Below are 15,806 nucleotides of genomic sequence, written 5' to 3'. Positions count from 1 at the left end.
CGATCCTGCGTAGATTCTACGCCGATCGTGCATATCCGTCTCTTTGCCGCGATCAAGGCCGGCAAGACCTGCGAGGCAGAACGGGCCGCCGGGCGGTTTGTCCTCGCCCGATGCCGCACCCGCCACTGCTGGCCTGGGCCGCCGCCAAATTGCCTGTTCCGGTAACAAAAACATCATGTTAGGCTGATGGCTTTCGGCATGGCCGCACGCGCCTGCGGCGCAGCCAGGCTCAACGTTCCAGCGACCACCTGACCATGAACCACCCCATCATCCCGATCGCGATCAGCGGCGCCAGCCGCCAGCGCAAGCGCGAGGCGCCCAAGGGCCGCCGTGTCGACCCGCAGGCGCTCGTCGAAGTGCAGGCCCTGCTTGGCCACCCGCCGCGGCGGCGCGACCTGCTGATCGAGTACCTGCACCGCATCCAGGGACGGCGCCGGCTGCCTGGCCAGCCGGCACCTGGCCGCGCTGGCGCAGGAACTGGGCATGGCCCAGGTCGAGGTCTACGAGGTCGCCAGCTTCTATCACCACTTCGACATCGTGAAAGAAGGGGGAGCGCACCGGCGGCGCTGACGGTGCGCGTCTGCGCCGGTTGTCCTGCGAACTGGCCGGTGCGCGCGGCCTGCTGGACAAATTGCCGGCCCTGCTCGGGCGCGAGGTGCGGGTGCTGGCTGCGCCCTGCATCGGCCGCTGCGAGGCGGCGCCCGCGGTGCTGGTCGGCCAGTACCCGGTGGCGCAGGCCGATGCCGACAAGGTGACGGCCCGGTGGCGACGGGCGTCATGACCGACACCGTGACTGGCCAGATCGGCTACGCGGCCTACCGCGCAGGTGGCGGCTATGCGCTGCTGCGCGACTGCGTGGCCGGCCTGCACGATGTGGAAGCCGTCATCGGCACGCTCGAAGATTCGGGCCTGCGCGGCCTGGGAGGCGCCGGTTTTCCGCTCGGGCGCAAGTGGCGCCTGGTGCGCGCCGAAGCCGGCCCGCGCCTGATGGCGATTAACATCGACGAAGGCGAACCGGGCACCTTCAAGGATCGCGTCTACCTGGAGCGCGACCCGCACCGCTTCCTCGAAGGCGCGCTCATTGCCGCCTGGGCGGTCGGGATCGAGGCCATCTATATCTACCTGCGCGACGAGTACCACGGCTGCCGCCGCATGCTGCAGGCCGAGCTGGCGGCCTTGCTGGCCGACCCGCCGGTACAGGGCATGCCCGCGATCCACCTGCGGCGCGGTGCCGGCGCCTACATCTGCGGCGAAGAGTCGGCCATGATCGAGTCGATCGAGGGCAAGCGCGGCATGCCGCGCCTGCGTCCGTTCCTATGTGGCGCAGGTCGGCCTGTTCGGCCGGCCCACGCTGGAACACAACTTCGAATCGCTGCACTGGGTGCGCGAGATCCTCGAGCGCGGCGCCGCCTGGTTCTCCGGCTTCGGCCGCCATGGCCGCCACGGACTGCGCTCGTTCTCGGTCTCGGGCCGGGTGCGCGAACCGGGCGTCAAACTGGCCCCGGCAGGCATCACGGCGGCGGAGCTGATCGACGAGTATTGCGGCGGCATGCAGGAGGGGCATATTTTCTACGCCTACCTGCCGGGCGGCGCCTCGGGCGGCATCCTGCCCGCGTCGAAAGCCGGCATCCCGCTCGACTTCGATACCCTGCAGCCCCATGGCTGCTTCATCGGCTCGGCCGCCGTCATCGTGCTCTCGCAGCACGACAGCGCAGTGGGCGCGGCGCGCAACACGCTGGCTTTCTTCAAGGATGAATCCTGCGGCCAGTGCACCCCCCTGCCGCAACGGTACGGCCAAGGCGCTGGCGCTGATCGAACAGCCCGGCCACGCATGGGACACGGCGCTGCTGGCCGAGCTGTCGCAGGTGATGCGCGACGCTTCGATCTGCGGGCTGGGCCAGGCCGCGCCGAATCCCGTCGATTGCGTCGTCCAGTACTTTTCCCATGAACTAGCCCAACCGGCGGTGCAGCCATGAACGCCCCCCTCCACACCGTTTCCTTCGAACTCGATGGCCGCATGGTCGAGGCGCAAGCGCATGAAACCCTGATCGAGGTCGCCGCCCGCGAAGGCATCGCCATCCCGCACCTCTGCTACAAGCCGGGCCTGGAAGCGGTCGGCAACTGCCGCTCCTGCATGGTCGAGATCGAGGGCGAGCGCACGCTTACGCCATCCTGCTGCCGCCATCCCGGCGCCGGCATGAAGGTGCACACTAGCAGCCCGCGCGCAACGAAGGCGCAGAAGATGGTGCTCGAGCTGCTGCTGGCCGACATGCCCGAAGCCGGGTACACGCGGCGCAACGAATTGGACGAGTGGGCTGCGCGCCTGGGCGTGACAGGCTCGCGCTTCCAGCCCACGCGGCGCCGGCCGCAGCCAGACGGGACGCACGCGGCCATCAGCGTCAACCTCGATGCCTGCATCCAGTGCACCCGCTGCGTACGCGCCTGCCGCGACGAGCAGGTCAATGACGTGATCGGCCTGGCTTTCCGCGGCGAAGATGCGAAGATCGTGTTCGACCAGGATGACCCGCTCGGCGCCTCCACCTGCGTAGCCTGCGGCGAATGCGTGCAGGCTTGCCCGACCGGCGCCTTGACCCCGGCGCGCGGCGCGGCGCTGCTGGTGCCGGATCGCCAGGTCGATTCGGTTTGCCCCTACTGCGGCGTCGGCTGCCAGCTCACTTACCAGGTCAAGGACGAGCGCATCGTCGCCGTCGAAGGGCGCGACGGCCCTGCCAACCACGGCCGCCTGTGCGTCAAGGGGCCGCTACGGCTTCGACTACGCCCACCATCCGCATCGCCTGACTACACCCCTGATCCGCCGCGAGGGCGTGCCCGGGACGGGCGAGTTCACGATGGACCCGGAACGCGTGCTCGACGTATTCCGCGAGGCCAGCTGGGAAGAAGCGCTGGCGCTGGCCGGCGGTGCTCTGGCGCGGATTCGCGACAGCCACGGCGGTGCGGCCCCGGCCGGCTTCGGCTCGGCCAAGGGCAGCAACGAGGAAGCCTATCTGTTCCAGAAGCTGGTGCGCACCGGCTTCGGCAGCAACAATGTCGACCACTGCACCCGCCTGTGCCACGCGTCCTCGGTGGCGGCCCTGCTGGAAGGGATCGGCTCGGGCGCGGTGTCGAACCCGGTGATGGATGTGACGCGCGCCGAGGTCATCCTCGTCATCGGCGCCAACCCGACCGTGAACCACCCGGTGGCGGCCACCTGGATCAAGAATGCCGTGCGGGCCGGCGCCAAACTGATCGTGCTCGATCCGCGCCGCTCGGAACTTGCGCGCCACGCGCACCGCTACCTGCAGTTCAAGCCCGATACCGACGTCGCGCTGCTGAACGCCATGATGCACGTAATTGTCGCCGAAAACCTGGTGGACCCGGCCTTCATCGCCGAGCGCACGCTGGGCTATGCCGAGCTGGCAGAGAACGTGCGCGACTACAGCCCGGAAGCGATGGCGCCGATCTGCGGCATCGATGCCGCCACCATCCGCGAGGTTGCGCGCCTGTATGCGACGTCGAAGGGCTCGATGATCCTGTGGGGCATGGGCGTGTCGCAGCACGTGCACGGCACCGACAACGCGCGCTGCCTGATTGCGCTGGCCCTGATGACGGGGCAGATCGGCCGTCCCGGCACCGGCCTGCATCCGCTGCGCGGCCAGAACAACGTGCAGGGCGCGTCGGACGCCGGCCTGATCCCGATGATGCTGCCCGATTACGGCCGCGTCGACAACCCGGCCGTGCGCGCGAAGTTCGAGGCGGCCTGGCAGGCCAGGCTCGACCCGAAACCGGGCCTGACGGTGGTCGAGATCATGGACGCGATCCTGGCGGGGCAGGTGCGCGGCATGTACATCATGGGCGAAAACCCGGCCATGTCCGACCCGGACGCGAACCACGCGCGCGCTGCACTGGCCGCGCTCGAGCACCTGGTGGTGCAGGACATTTTCCTGACCGAGACGGCCTATCTCGCCGACGTCATCCTGCCGGCGTCAAGCTTCCCGGAAAAGACCGGCACCTTCACCAATACCGACCGCCTGCTGCAGCTGGGCCGCCAGGCCATCGATCCGCCAGGCGACGCGCGCCAGGACCTGTGGATCGTCCAGGAGATGGGCAAGCGCCTCGGCCTGCCCTGGTCGTACACCCACGTGTCCGAGGTGTTCGACGAGATGCGCCGCCTGATGCCTAGCATTGCCGGCATCACCTGGGAGCGGCTGGAAAGCGAGGGTGCCGTGGTCTATCCCTGCCGCGAGGAGGGCGACCCTGGCCAGCCGGTGGTGTTCACGGCTGAATTCCCGCGCGAAGGCGGACGCGCCCGTTTCGTGCCGGCCGATATCATCCCGGCCGACGAGCGGCCTGACGCCGACTACCCGATGGTCCTGATCACGGGCCGCCAGCTCGAACACTGGCACACCGGCAGCATGACGCGGCGCGCCGGCGTGCTCGACGCGATCGAGCCCGATCCGGTGGCGCTGGTGCATCCGCTCGATTTGCAGCGCCTGGGTATCCGGCCGGGCGACCCGGTCACCATTGCCTCGCGTCGCGGCCAGGTCGTGCTGTATGCGCGCGCCGACGACAGTTCGCCCGTGGGCGCCGTGTTCGTCCCGTTCTGCTACTACGAGGCCGCCATCAACCGGCTGACGAACGCCGCGCTCGACCCCTACGGCAAGATCCCGGAATTCAAGTACTGCGCGATCAAGCTGACGCCCGGCGGGGAGCCCGCACCGCAGGGCAGCTACGGTGGCGGCCAAATCCTGGGTGATGTGGCAGAATCGACAACATGAACTGCCCAGACCTGCCACGCCCTCGTTCCGGATCGCGTCCCCTGTTGTCAAGTGCGCATGCGCCGCTCACGCACGAGGTGAGCGCGCTCGACGAGCGTGGCCGCGCATCAAACATCGCCATTCCCGCCGAGCGTCCGCTCACCGTCTACGTCGACAAGCGCGAACTGGTCACCCTGATGACGCTGGGCGGTGCACCGGAAGCGCTGACGCTGGGCTACCTGCGCAACCAGCGCCTGGTGCGCGACATCGCCGACGTGGTCTCGGTGCAGGTCGACTGGTCGGTGGACGCCGTGGCCGTCGTCACGCGCAGCGGCATCCGCGACATCGAGGAGCGCACCGCGAAAAAAGTGGTAACCACCGGCTGCGGCCAGGGTTCGGTGTTCGGCGGGCTGATGGACGAAGTCGACAGCATCGCGCTGCCGCTTGATGCGCGCCTGGCCCAGTCGGTCGTGTACCGCATCGTCGACACCATCCGCACGCAGCAATCGATCTACAAGCAGGCCGGCTCCGTGCACGGCTGCGCGCTGTTTTCGAACACGGGAGAACTGCTGTATTTCGTCGAGGATGTCGGCCGCCACAACGCCGTCGACGCCATCGCCGGGCTGATGTGGCTGGAGGAGATGCCTGGTGCCGACAAGGTGTTCTACACGACTGGCCGGCTGACCTCGGAAATGGTGATCAAGGGCGCCCAGATGGGCATTCCCTTCCTGCTGTCGCGCTCGGGCACGACCCAGATGGGGCACATGGTGGCGCAGAAGGTCGGCATGTCGCTGCTGGCGCGCTGCACGGGCAAGCACTTCCTGCTGCTGGCGGGGCAGGAGCGCCTGGAGTTCGAACCGGAACTGTTTGAGCTCGCCACTGCCGCACGTCCCGCGTAAATGTCCCTGTTCGACGCCACGGCGCACGCATTTACCCTGCTGTTTTCCGGCGACGCTGCCCTGTGGCGCATCATCTGGGTATCGGTCAAGACCAGCGTCATCGGCCTGCTGCTGGCCGCGCCGCCCGCCATCCTGCTCGGCTACGCGATCGCCATGCACCGCTTCCCGGGCCGCCGTATCGCCGTCTGGCTGGCGCAATGCGCGCTGTCGCTGCCCACCGTCCTGATCGGATTGCTGCTGTACCTGCTGCTGTCGCGGCGCGGGCCGCTCGGGGCGCTCGAGTGGCTGTTCTCGCAGCAGGGCATCATCCTCGGCCAGTGCGTGGTGGGACTGCCGGTGCTGCTCGCCTTTACGCTGGCGGCGGTGCAGGCACTCGACCCGCGCTACGCCGAGACCGCACGGGCGCTGGGCGCCTCGCGCTGGCGGGTCATGGCCACCGTCCTGTTTGAGGCGCGCTATGGCGTGATGGCGGCCGTCATCAGCGGCTTCGGCCGTGTGATCTCGGAAGTGGGCTGCGCGCTGATGGTGGGCGGGAACATCGAAGGCGAAACCCGCACCATCACGACGGCCATCGCGCTGGAGACGAGCAAGGGCGAGTTCGCGCAGGGCATTGCGCTGGGCATCGTGCTCGTCGCCCTGGCGCTCCTGATGAATGGCGCGCTGATGCTGCTGCAGGGCGAGGCGCATACGGCCGGGGGACGCGCATGAGTTTGCACGGCGCGCCCCTGCTGGACTTGCGCGGACTGCGCAAGCGCCACGGCGCGCGCATCCTGTTCGATATCGATGCATTGCGGCTGGACGCGGCCAGCGCCTATGTGCTGACCGGCGCCAACGGTGTTGGCAAGAGCACGCTGCTGCGCGTGCTGGCCGGACTGGAAAGCGCGCAGGTCGACAGCGTGGCCTTCGATGGGGCCGCGGTCACGCTGCAGCCGTATCCAGGCGCACTGCGCCGCGCCATCGTCTACGTGCACCAGCATCCGATCATGTTTTCCACCAGTGTCGCCCACAACATCGCCTACGGCCTGCTGGCGCGCGGCGAGAGCAAGGCGCGGGTGGCACAGGCGGTGGAGGAGGCGATGGCCTGGGCGGGAGTCGCGCACCTGCGCGCGACCGATCCGGCGCGCCTGTCGGGCGGCGAAAAGCAGCGCGTGGCGCTGGCACGGGCCAGCGTGCTGGAGCCGCGCCTGCTGCTGCTGGACGAACCCACCGCGAACCTGGACGGACCGGCGCGCGAACAGGTGATCGCCCTGATCCCGACCCTGCTGCAAAAGGGCAGTACCGTCGTCATGGCCTGCCATGACCGCGACCTGATTGGACTACCCGGCGTGCGTCGCCTGAAGCTGCGCGACGGGCGTCTCGAATACCGACCATTCCACAAGGGAGAACCCGATGAAACGCCGTAGTCTGCTGGCCGTCCTGCTCTGCGCCTCTTTCGCCGCACCTTCCGTCCTGGCGCAAGAAGCGGACGCACCGAAAGCCCTGCGCCTGTCGACCACGACCAGCACGGAAAATTCGGGCCTGCTGGCCTGGCTGCTGCCGCCTTTCGAGGCGAAGACCGGCATCAAGGTGAAGGTAATCTCGGTTGGCACCGGCAAGGCCCTGGAACTGGGCAAGAATGGCGACGTCGATGTCACCCTGGTGCATGCGCGCCAGCTCGAGGACCGGTTCGTCGGCGAAGGCTGGGGCGTCGACCGGCGCGACGTGATGTACAACGATTTTATTGTCGTCGGCCCGCAAGCAGATCCCGCCAGGGTCAAGGGTGGAAAGGACGTGATTGCCGCCTTCGGCAAGATCGCCGCCAGCGGCGCGAAATTCATCTCGCGCGGCGACAACTCCGGCACCGACGTGATGGAGAAGGGCTACTGGCAGCAGGCGGGCACCAAACCCGCCGGCGCTGCCTATGTGTCGGCGGGCCTGGGCATGGGCGAAGTATTGAACATGGCGGCCGAACTGCGTGCCTACACGTTGACCGACCGCGCCACCTACGGCGCCTACAAGGCCAAGACGGGCCTGGCGGTGCTGGTCGAGGGCGACAAGCGCATGTTCAACCCCTACGGCATCATCGCCGTCAATCCGGCCAGGCACCCGGGTGTGAACTATGGCGGCGCCAAGCAGCTGATCGAGTGGATCACCTCGAACGAGGGACAGGCCCGCATTGCCGCCTTCAGGCCGGCGGGCCAGCAGTTGTTCTTCCCGACGGCGACGCGCTGACGGGAGTGGCGGCGGGCGCACCCGTGGCTGGCGCAGCCGGAGTCACAGCCGTGGGAGCGGCCGCCGGAGCGGTTCCCGGGGAAGCAGCTGGCAGGGCGGAGCCTGGCGTCGGACAGGTCAGGATTGTCGAACGCGGGCAACCCGACACCATCAGCGGCACGTAGGCCGACAGCAGGACCGCGATCAGCAGCACCAGCATCTGGGGAATGAATGCCCACAGGTAGGTGTAATGCAGAATGATGTCGACCCGTGAGCCGGGCATGCGTTCGTCCTCGCGATCGATGCCGGCGCGCATGGGGCTATCGCGTTCTTCCTGGATCTCGTTGCACATTGCATCGAGTACCTTGTCCATGGCCACGCGGTCGACCCTGTTGCGCACCTGAACACCCCACTGGTACCAGGCAATCGACAGGAACAGCACGGCCAGGGCTGCCGTCCACAGGTCTTGCTGGCGAATCGACAGGCAGATTTTCACTGTCAGCACGGTCGCGTCGACCGCACCCATCAAAATCATGGCGCTGATGATGACCCGCCACTCGTGGTCGCGCCGCGTGTTAAACAAACTCAGGTGCGCGTTAAAAATGAACTGCAGTATGTCTCGTCTGTCGATCATGGCGGCACCCTGGACCTGCGTTCCCGGATGGCGCGACCTTGAAGGCCAAGGGCCGCGAAGCTGTGCAGCGCGCTGCTGTATCGCCCCGATACTACGCCATCGGAACCGCCTGCGCGGGGTGCGCCGATCGTGCTGCGTGCGCACGTAGCGGCATGCCGCGAAAAGGTCTGATTCTTGCTACAGGCGGATACCTGCTGGCATGGTATGGCGCCGGACATCCGTCCCTGCAGCGGCGCGTACCGGCACGCTATCCGCGGGCGAGTGCCGCCCCCAGGTTGGCGCGGGCACGCGCCTCGAGGGTCGCGGCGAAATGTGCCGTATGGTAAATGGCGGAACGCGCAAGGAAGCGCTGCAGCACGTCGCGCCGCTTGCTGGCGAAGAGCGCGGCGGGCACATGCGCATATTCGGCGTCGAAGTGCGACAGGCATTCCCCCAGGTGCTGCAGGGTGTGATAGTGGCGCTGCGGTTCGCTGTAGGCGGCCAGCAGCGCCGCGAGCAGGGCGGGAGGAGCCGGTTTGCCGAGCCTGTTCCACAAGCCCTGCCAGTCTATTGCGAACCCTTGCCTCATCAGGTATTTCTTTCTGGAAAAATTGTTGCTTCTGGCATATTTATTGGCTAGACTGCTTACAGTCGATCGCTACAAAAATCATAGCGGTGCCGCAGGGGCACCGTCTTGCCGGCGATGGTCGCCAACATAGCATGCTGCGCCGCCCGGTGAGCAGCTCAACACCAGGAAGAAAAGACAATGGGAAATGCCGAAGCAGTCAGTCCGGAAGTGGAATGGCACTATGAGTCCAACGGCGTGCGCACGGGGCCGGTCAGGGAAGCGGACATCCTCGGCCTGATCGCCGCCAACAGGCTGGGACGCGGCTCCTATGTCTGGAGCCGCGGCATGACGGACTGGATGACCCTGGAGACGACGTCCTTCGCCGGACAGTTTTCGGCGACCCCGCCACCGCTGACCGGCGCGGCTGTGAGCAACGCCCTGGTCTGGTGGCTGGCGTTCGGGCCGCTGCTGGGCGTGTTCGCGGCTGGCTTCCTGTCCGGCCTGACCGACAAGGATATCAGCAGCTTCTGGTGGACCACCCTAATAATCAATATCGCCCTGTCGATTGCCGACGAGAAAAAGCTCAAGCAGGCAGGCCACGACACCGACAGCATGGGCGCCGCCTTCATCGTGCCGGTGTACCTGTTCAAGCGCGCCAAGGTGCTCAAGCAGAACAACAGCTATTTCATCGTCTGGATCGTGCTGTTCGTGCTGTCGCTGTTCGCCGACGCTTGATCCTGCTGCGCCGTTCGCGAAAGCAAGGGGCGCCGCGGCGCCCCTTTTTTCCGTCTACATCAGGATGACGTCGTACTGCTCCTGGTGGTACCCCTTTTCCACCTGCAGCGAGATCTTCTTGCCGATGAAGTCGCCCAGCATCGCCAGGTGCTGCGATTCTTCTTCCAGGAACAAATCGACCACTTCCTGCGAGGCCAGGATGCGGAATTCGCGCGGGTTGAACTGCTTGGCTTCGCGCAGCAGTTCGCGCAGGATTTCGTAGCAGATCGTGCGCGAGGTTTTGACTTGTCCCTTGCCGGCGCAGGCCGGGCAGGGCTCGCACAGGATGTGGGCCAGCGACTCGCGCGTGCGCTTCCTCGTCATCTCGACCAGGCCCAGCGCCGAGAAGCCGCTCACCGACACCTTGGTGCGGTCGCGCGCCAGCGTCTTCTTGAGCTCCGCGAGCACCTGGTTGCGGTGCTCGTTGTTCTCCATGTCGATGAAGTCGAGGATGATGATGCCACCCAGGTTGCGCAGGCGCAGCTGGCGCGCGATCGCATGTGCCGCTTCCAGGTTGGTCTTGAAAATGGTGTCGGCGAAATTGCGGCCGCCCACAAAACCGCCGGTATTCACGTCGATCGTCGTCATCGCCTCGGTCTGGTCGACGATCAGGTAGCCGCCGGATTTCAAATCCACGCGCCGGCCCAGCGCACGCAGGATTTCTTCCTCGACGCCATACAGGTCGAACAGCGGCCGCTCGCCGGTATAGTGCTGTAATCTCGCCAGCACGCTCGGCGTGTACATCTGGGCGAACTCGACCAGCTTCACGTAGTTCTCGCGCGAGTCGACCTGGATCGTGGCCGTTTCGTCGTGCACGAAGTCGCGCAGCACGCGCTGGGCCAGGTTCAGGTCCTGGTAGAGGAGGCTCGTGGCCGGGCGGGTGCGGGCGCCGTTCTGGATCGCGGCCCAGGTTTTGCGCAGGTAATCGATGTCGGCGGCCAGGTCGGCGTCGGACGCTTCCTCGGCTTGCGTGCGCACGATGTAGCCGCCTTTTTCCTCGGCCGGCAGCAAGCCTGCCATGCGCGTGCGCAGCAGTTCGCGGTCGGCTTCCTTCTCGATTTTCTGCGAGATGCCGATGTGGTTATCCTGGGGCAGGTAGACCAGCATGCGCCCGGCGATCGAGATCTGCGTCGACAGGCGCGCGCCCTTGGTGCCGATCGGGTCCTTGATGACCTGCACGGTCAGTACCTGGCCGTCGTAGAGCAGCTTTTCGATCGGGGTCTGCGGCACGTTCGAATTGTCGTGCGGGCGCGCTTCCCAGATGTCGGCCACGTGCAGGAAGGCTGCGCGCTCCAGGCCGATATCGATGAAGGCCGACTGCATGCCCGGCAACACGCGCACGACCTTGCCCGAATAGACGTTGCCGGCCAGGCCACGCGTCAGGGTGCGCTCGATGTGCAACTCCTGCACCGCGCCCTGCAGAACCAGCGCCACGCGCGTTTCCTGCGGGGTGATATTGATGAGGATGTCTTCGTTCATGGACCGCTGCACAGGATATTGTTCAGAGTGTAATGATACACGCTGGGATGACGGAGCGTGGACAGGGCGGCCACGGCCAGCGGCCGCTTAAGCGCCGGTTAATACAACAGGACGAAAGGCAAAACGTTGCGCAAGCACCAACAATCCGCTATCTTGATGTTAAGAAATATTGCGAAACTGTTTTTTGCGCCGAGCAGCAGCGAGGTTGCCCTTCTTCCGCCCCCACCATGAACGAGTTCCTTTCCCGCGCAGTCACCTACATGAAGGCGGTCGAGTCCGGCGCATCCGCCAGCGTACCCGACGACGACAGTCCCGTGCTGACGCGCCTGACCGATGACGTCGCCATCGCCTATGTTGTCGACGAGCCGCAGGGTCTCGTCTTCGTTCAGAAGCGCCACCTGCGCGAAGCCGGCATCTCGACGGAACAATTGCACCGGCAAGCGATGGCCAACCTCGACCAGCTATGCGACACCCAGCTGAACGTGGAAAAGCATGGCCCGATCTTCGGCGTTTTCCTGAACGGGGTGTTCGAGGCCAGCGTGTTCCTGCGCGAGCGCTTCTGGCAATACGAAGCGCTACCCCTGGTCAACAGAGGCTATGCGGTTGCCATGCCGGCGCGCGACGTGCTGGCGTTTTGCGACATGGACTCGAAGGAAGGAATCGACAGGCTGCAGCAGATGACGCAACGCGTGATGGCAAGCGGCGATCACCTGCTGACACCGAAGCTGTTCCGCTTGAAGAAGAAAGCCGCCTGAAGAAGGCGGCCACGAACGCGGACGGGCCTTGCCCGACGCCGGTAGCGCCGCTAGATCAGTACGCCGGCCCGGCGCAGTAGCGCGGCCGTCTCGAACAGCGGCAGGCCCATGATGCCCGAGTGGCTGCCTTCGATATGCTCCACGAAGAGTGCCGCCAGGCCCTGGATGCCGTAGCCGCCGGCCTTGTCGTAGGGTTCGGACGTGGCGCAATAGGCGCGGATCGCCTGCGGCGTGAGTTTGGCGAAGCGCACGTTCGACACCTGGGTGACGTGCTCGGCCATGTCGACATAATGCACCGCGACCGTCGTCAGCACCTGGTGGGTGCGGCCCGACAGCCGCTCGAGCATGGCGACCGCTTCGCGCGCATCGGCGGGTTTGCCGAGGATCTCGTCGTCGACGGTCACGGTGGTATCGGCCGTCAGCACCGGACGCGGCGGCTGGCGCCGCTGCTGCAGCATCTTCCAGGCAAACGCGCCTTTCTCGAGCGCCACCCGTACCACATACTCATGCGCCGGCTCGCCCGGATGCACTTCCTCGGTGACGTCGGCGCCTCTGGCCGGGTCGCTGCGCAGCATCAGCAACTCGAAGTCGACGCCTACCTGGCGCAGCAATTCACGACGCCGCGGGCTCTTCGAGGCGAGGTAGATTTTCTTGTCCAGTACTTTCATGGCGGAGTCAGACGCGGTGGTATGGATGGTTCTGGGTGATGGACCAGGCACGGTAGAGCTGTTCCGCCAGCATCACCCGCACCATACCGTGCGGCAGCGTCATGCTGGAAATACGGATCAAGCCTTCGGCACGCGCCTTCAGCTCCGGATCGAGGCCATCGGCACCGCCGATCAGGAAAGCGGTATCGCGCCCGTCCTGTTGCCAATTCATCAATTGTTGAGACAATCCAACACTTGTCAGGTCACGGCCACGCTCGTCGAGCGCGATGATGCGTACGCTCTTCGGCAAGGCGGCCTCGATACGCTCGCGTTCGAGCGCCATCGCGGTGGCGGCCGTCTTGCTGCCGGAGCGCTCGACCGGCTTGATTTCCTTGAGCACGATGCGCAGCTCGGGTGGCATGCGTTTCGCGTACTCGGCAAAGCCGGTTTCGATCCAGGCCGGCATCTTGTGGCCGACCGCAGCGATAATCAGTTGCATTAAAACCTATCTGCCAGATCGCAGGCGCCCCGCAGCGGCAAACGGGTACTGGACCCGCTGCCAGGCGGGCAGGGCACAGTTGCGTGCCCGCTTGCCTGTCCAGTTGCCGGCGCGGCTGCCCGTGCTTACTCGGCAGCCTTCCTGGCGACGCGCTTGATGACCTTCTTGACCGGCTCGGCATCGGCCGGCGCGGCTGCCTTGGTGACGCGCTTCGGCGGCTTGGCCTTGGTTGCCTCAACGGCGGCGATCTCGCTCTTGCTTGGCGCGACTTTCACGGTCTTGCCGACTGGTGCCTTCTTCGCTGCCGGCTTCTTCGCGGCGGCGGTCTTGGTAGCGGTCGTTTTCGCTGCGCTTGTCTTCGACACTGTCGAAGCCCGCTTAGCCGCCGGCTTGCGCTCGTTGACCGGCTTGGCTTCCGGCTGGTCCTGGTTCGCAGCGAGGTGCTTCGACTTCGTCTTCGGCTCGGCGTCCACGGCTTCCGCGGTGGACTTGCGCTTGGCCGCGCCCAGCTTGACCGGCTTTTCGCCCCAGATTTCTTCCAGGCGGTAGTACTGGCGGATGGCCGGCTGCATGATGTGCACGATCATGTCGCCCAGGTCGACCAGCACCCATTCGCCGGTGTCTTCGCCTTCCAGGCCGATCACGTTGCCGCCTGCTTCCTTGACCTTGTCCCGCACCGAGGCAGCGAGTGCCTTCGTCTGGCGATTCGACGTGCCCGACACGACCGCGATGCGGTCGAACAGGCTGGTCAGGTGGGTCGTGTCGAACAGCATGATTTCCTGGCCCTTGACGTCCTCGAGGGCGTCCACGACGACCGTTTGCAGTTTTTTGATATCCATTAGCTCTTGTATAAATTATGGTGTTGAATATAGTCTAGCACTACCCGCGAAACGAGCGAATTGTCCGCGCCCTCGGGTGTGCCCTCCGCTCCCGCGCCCGCCCGGGGAAGGGAAGGGGAGGCGGCGCCCGACAAGGCGCCATTTTTTAATGCTGCGCGCACCTGCGTCGCGGAAATATCGACCGCCAGCGTGTGCGCAAGGCAGACCAGGCCCGCGGGCGTGGTGCTTACCTGTTCGGGTGTTGCCAGGCGCGGCGCCAGTTCGCGCGCCACCGCCTGCGGCAGCGCATCCTGGTCCAGCGTATAGCCCGGCCGTGCGGCCACCGCGAGGTTGGCCAGGCCAAACAGCGCCTGCCAGTCGCGCCAGCTGTCGAGTTTTTGCAGCTGGTCGGCCCCCATGATGAAGACGATCGACGCCGCCGGCCCGAGTTCGGCGCGCAGGCCGCGCAGGGTCTCGACGGTATAGCTCGGGGCGCCGCGATCGATTTCCTGGCGGTCAATGATGACAGGCAGGCCGGCATCGCAAAACGCCAGTTCCAGCATGGCTACCCGGTCTTCGTCGCTCGCCTGCAGCGCCGCTTTCTGCCATGGGCGGGCCGGCAGCACGCGCAGCTGGTCGGGATGCAGCAATTCGAAAAACAGCCGCGCCAGTGCGATATGGCCATGGTGGACGGGATCGAAACTGCCCCCCAGCAGGGCGACACAGGCCGTCACGAAGCGAGCCAGTCCCGGTGCGGCAGGAAGTCGGTGTACAGCGCGGCTTCCGCGCTTCCCGCTTCCGGATGCCAGTCGTAGCGCCATTTGACGATCGGCGGCAAGGACATCAGGATCGCCTCGGTGCGTCCGCCCGACTGCAGGCCGAAGTGCGTACCGCGGTCCCAGACCAGGTTGAACTCGACATAGCGGCCGCGCCGGTAAGCCTGGAAATCGCGCTCGCGTTCGCCATACGGCGTGTCCTTGCGCGCGCGCAGGATCGGCAGGTAGGCGTCGATGAAACCGTCGCCGACACGCTTGACCATCGCGAAGGCTTCTTCGAAAGGCAGTTCGTTGAAGTCGTCGAAGAAGATCCCGCCCACGCCGCGTGCTTCCTTGCGGTGCTTCAGGTAGAAATACTCGTCGCACCATTTCTTGAAGCGGGGGTGCAGTCCTTCGCCAAACGGCGCCAGCGCATCGTGGCAGACGCGGTGGAAGTGGCGCGCGTCATCAAGGTTGCCGTAATAGGGCGTCAGGTCCATGCCGCCGCCGAACCACCAGACCGGATCCTTGCCTTCTGCCGTGGCTTCGAAGAAGCGCACGTTCATGTGCACGGTCGGCGCATAGGGATTACGCGGGTGCAGCACCAGCGAGACGCCCATCGCTTCCCAGGCCCGGCCCGCCAGTTCCGGGCGGCTGGCCGCGGCCGAAGGCGGCAGGTTGGCGCCGGTCACGTGCGAGAAATTCACGCCGCCGCGTTCCAGCACATTGCCTTCCTCGATCAGGCGCGAGATGCCGCCACCGCCTTCCGGACGCTCCCAGCTGTCCTGCAGGAAGGGCTTGCCGTCCACGTCTTCCAGGGCCGACACGATGCCTTGCTGCAGGTCGAGCAGCCAGGTTTTGATCGCGGAAGGGTTCGGGGTGGACATGAGGCGGGACGTCGTGAAAGAAAAATAAGAGGGGGATTGTACACTGCGGGGCGAAGCCGGTGGCAGATCCTGCGGTGTAAACGCGTGGAGTCAGGACTCCACCCTACGATTCATAGCTATTCGTAGGGTGGAGTCCTGACTCCACGCGGTACAACGGTTCGAAATTCG

General features: G+C 66.0%; 15 protein-coding genes and 2 pseudogenes. 8 read left to right on the top strand and 9 right to left on the bottom strand.

Features of this window, described 5'->3' with window-relative positions:
• Positions 1 to 173 precede the first annotated feature (173 nt).
• Positions 174 to 416, bottom strand: coding sequence for a hypothetical protein (locus G4G31_RS27265; protein WP_229425704.1), 243 nt, complete (start codon positions 414 to 416; stop codon positions 174 to 176).
• Between G4G31_RS27265 and G4G31_RS24240 the strand changes: the two are divergent.
• The 6 genes and pseudogenes from G4G31_RS24240 (at position 396) to G4G31_RS24215 (ending at position 7,864) form a co-directional block, all read left to right on the top strand.
• Positions 396 to 1,976: pseudogene (locus G4G31_RS24240) on the top strand (NADH-ubiquinone oxidoreductase-F iron-sulfur binding region domain-containing protein). The gene G4G31_RS27265 and the pseudogene G4G31_RS24240 overlap by 21 nt on opposite strands.
• Positions 1,973 to 4,775 (top strand): annotated as a pseudogene (fdhF, locus tag G4G31_RS24235) (formate dehydrogenase subunit alpha). The pseudogenes G4G31_RS24240 and fdhF overlap by 4 nt, the downstream one beginning before the upstream one ends.
• The gene (locus G4G31_RS24230) at positions 4,772 to 5,653 is read left to right on the top strand and encodes a formate dehydrogenase accessory sulfurtransferase FdhD (RefSeq protein WP_182989734.1); all 882 of its coding nucleotides are present in this window, start codon (positions 4,772 to 4,774) and stop codon (positions 5,651 to 5,653) included. The pseudogene fdhF and the gene G4G31_RS24230 overlap by 4 nt, the downstream one beginning before the upstream one ends.
• Complete coding sequence (locus G4G31_RS24225; RefSeq protein WP_182989733.1) at positions 5,654 to 6,361, top strand: ABC transporter permease; 708 nt, start codon at positions 5,654 to 5,656, stop codon at positions 6,359 to 6,361. It abuts the gene before it with no gap.
• Entirely contained in the window at positions 6,358 to 7,056 is a 699-nt protein-coding gene (locus tag G4G31_RS24220; RefSeq protein ID WP_182989732.1) for an energy-coupling factor ABC transporter ATP-binding protein, read from the top strand. Before G4G31_RS24225 ends, G4G31_RS24220 begins: the two co-directional genes overlap by 4 nt.
• Positions 7,043 to 7,864 carry a substrate-binding domain-containing protein gene (locus G4G31_RS24215; protein WP_182989731.1) on the top strand — a complete coding sequence of 274 codons (822 nt, stop codon included), beginning with the start codon at positions 7,043 to 7,045 and terminating at the stop codon, positions 7,862 to 7,864. The genes G4G31_RS24220 and G4G31_RS24215 overlap by 14 nt, the downstream gene beginning before the upstream one ends.
• Here G4G31_RS24215 and G4G31_RS24210 read toward each other — a convergent pair.
• The gene (locus G4G31_RS24210) at positions 7,818 to 8,477 is read right to left on the bottom strand and encodes a hypothetical protein (RefSeq protein ID WP_182989730.1); all 660 of its coding nucleotides are present in this window, start codon (positions 8,475 to 8,477) and stop codon (positions 7,818 to 7,820) included. The two genes, G4G31_RS24215 and G4G31_RS24210, sit on opposite strands and share 47 nt — an antisense overlap.
• A 247-nt stretch (positions 8,478 to 8,724) precedes the next feature.
• On the bottom strand, positions 8,725 to 9,045 hold the full coding sequence (locus G4G31_RS24205) for a hypothetical protein (protein WP_182989729.1): 321 nt from the start codon (positions 9,043 to 9,045) through the stop codon (positions 8,725 to 8,727).
• A 177-nt stretch (positions 9,046 to 9,222) separates the two neighbouring features.
• Here G4G31_RS24205 and G4G31_RS24200 point away from each other — a divergent pair, with 177 nt between their 5' ends.
• Entirely contained in the window at positions 9,223 to 9,759 is a 537-nt protein-coding gene (locus G4G31_RS24200; protein ID WP_182989728.1) for a DUF4339 domain-containing protein, read from the top strand.
• A 54-nt stretch (positions 9,760 to 9,813) separates the two neighbouring features.
• Here the strand turns inward: G4G31_RS24200 and rng are convergent, their stop codons facing one another.
• On the bottom strand, positions 9,814 to 11,277 hold the full coding sequence (rng, locus tag G4G31_RS24195; RefSeq protein ID WP_182989727.1) for a ribonuclease G: 1,464 nt from the start codon (positions 11,275 to 11,277) through the stop codon (positions 9,814 to 9,816).
• Positions 11,278 to 11,504: 227 nt separating this feature from the next.
• Between rng and G4G31_RS24190 the strand changes: the two genes are divergently transcribed.
• Positions 11,505 to 12,032 carry a DUF1444 family protein gene (locus tag G4G31_RS24190; protein ID WP_182989726.1) on the top strand — a complete coding sequence of 176 codons (528 nt, stop codon included), beginning with the start codon at positions 11,505 to 11,507 and terminating at the stop codon, positions 12,030 to 12,032.
• Positions 12,033 to 12,082: 50 nt separating this feature from the next.
• On the opposite strand, the gene G4G31_RS24185 is transcribed toward G4G31_RS24190, so the two are convergent.
• From G4G31_RS24185 to hemF, 5 genes are all read right to left on the bottom strand, one after another.
• Complete coding sequence (locus G4G31_RS24185) at positions 12,083 to 12,700, bottom strand: nucleoside triphosphate pyrophosphatase (RefSeq protein WP_182989725.1); 618 nt, start codon at positions 12,698 to 12,700, stop codon at positions 12,083 to 12,085.
• A gap of 7 nt (positions 12,701 to 12,707) precedes the next feature.
• Positions 12,708 to 13,178, bottom strand: coding sequence for a 23S rRNA (pseudouridine(1915)-N(3))-methyltransferase RlmH (rlmH, locus tag G4G31_RS24180; protein WP_182989724.1), 471 nt, complete (start codon positions 13,176 to 13,178; stop codon positions 12,708 to 12,710).
• A 125-nt stretch (positions 13,179 to 13,303) separates the two neighbouring features.
• A complete protein-coding gene (gene rsfS / locus G4G31_RS24175) occupies positions 13,304 to 14,017 on the bottom strand; it encodes a ribosome silencing factor (protein ID WP_182989723.1) in 714 nt (237 codons plus the stop codon).
• Positions 14,017 to 14,730: a nicotinate (nicotinamide) nucleotide adenylyltransferase gene (gene nadD / locus G4G31_RS24170; RefSeq protein ID WP_229425226.1), complete on the bottom strand. Its 714-nt coding sequence runs from the start codon at positions 14,728 to 14,730 to the stop codon at positions 14,017 to 14,019. Before nadD ends, rsfS begins: the two co-directional genes overlap by 1 nt.
• Complete coding sequence (hemF, locus tag G4G31_RS24165; protein ID WP_182989721.1) at positions 14,727 to 15,638, bottom strand: oxygen-dependent coproporphyrinogen oxidase; 912 nt, start codon at positions 15,636 to 15,638, stop codon at positions 14,727 to 14,729. The genes nadD and hemF overlap by 4 nt, the downstream gene beginning before the upstream one ends.
• Positions 15,639 to 15,806: the final 168 nt, after the last annotated feature.

Source organism: Massilia sp. Se16.2.3, assembly GCF_014171595.1.
GTDB lineage: Bacteria > Pseudomonadota > Gammaproteobacteria > Burkholderiales > Burkholderiaceae_D > Telluria.
This window is presented reverse-complemented; position numbering and strand designations above follow the sequence as displayed.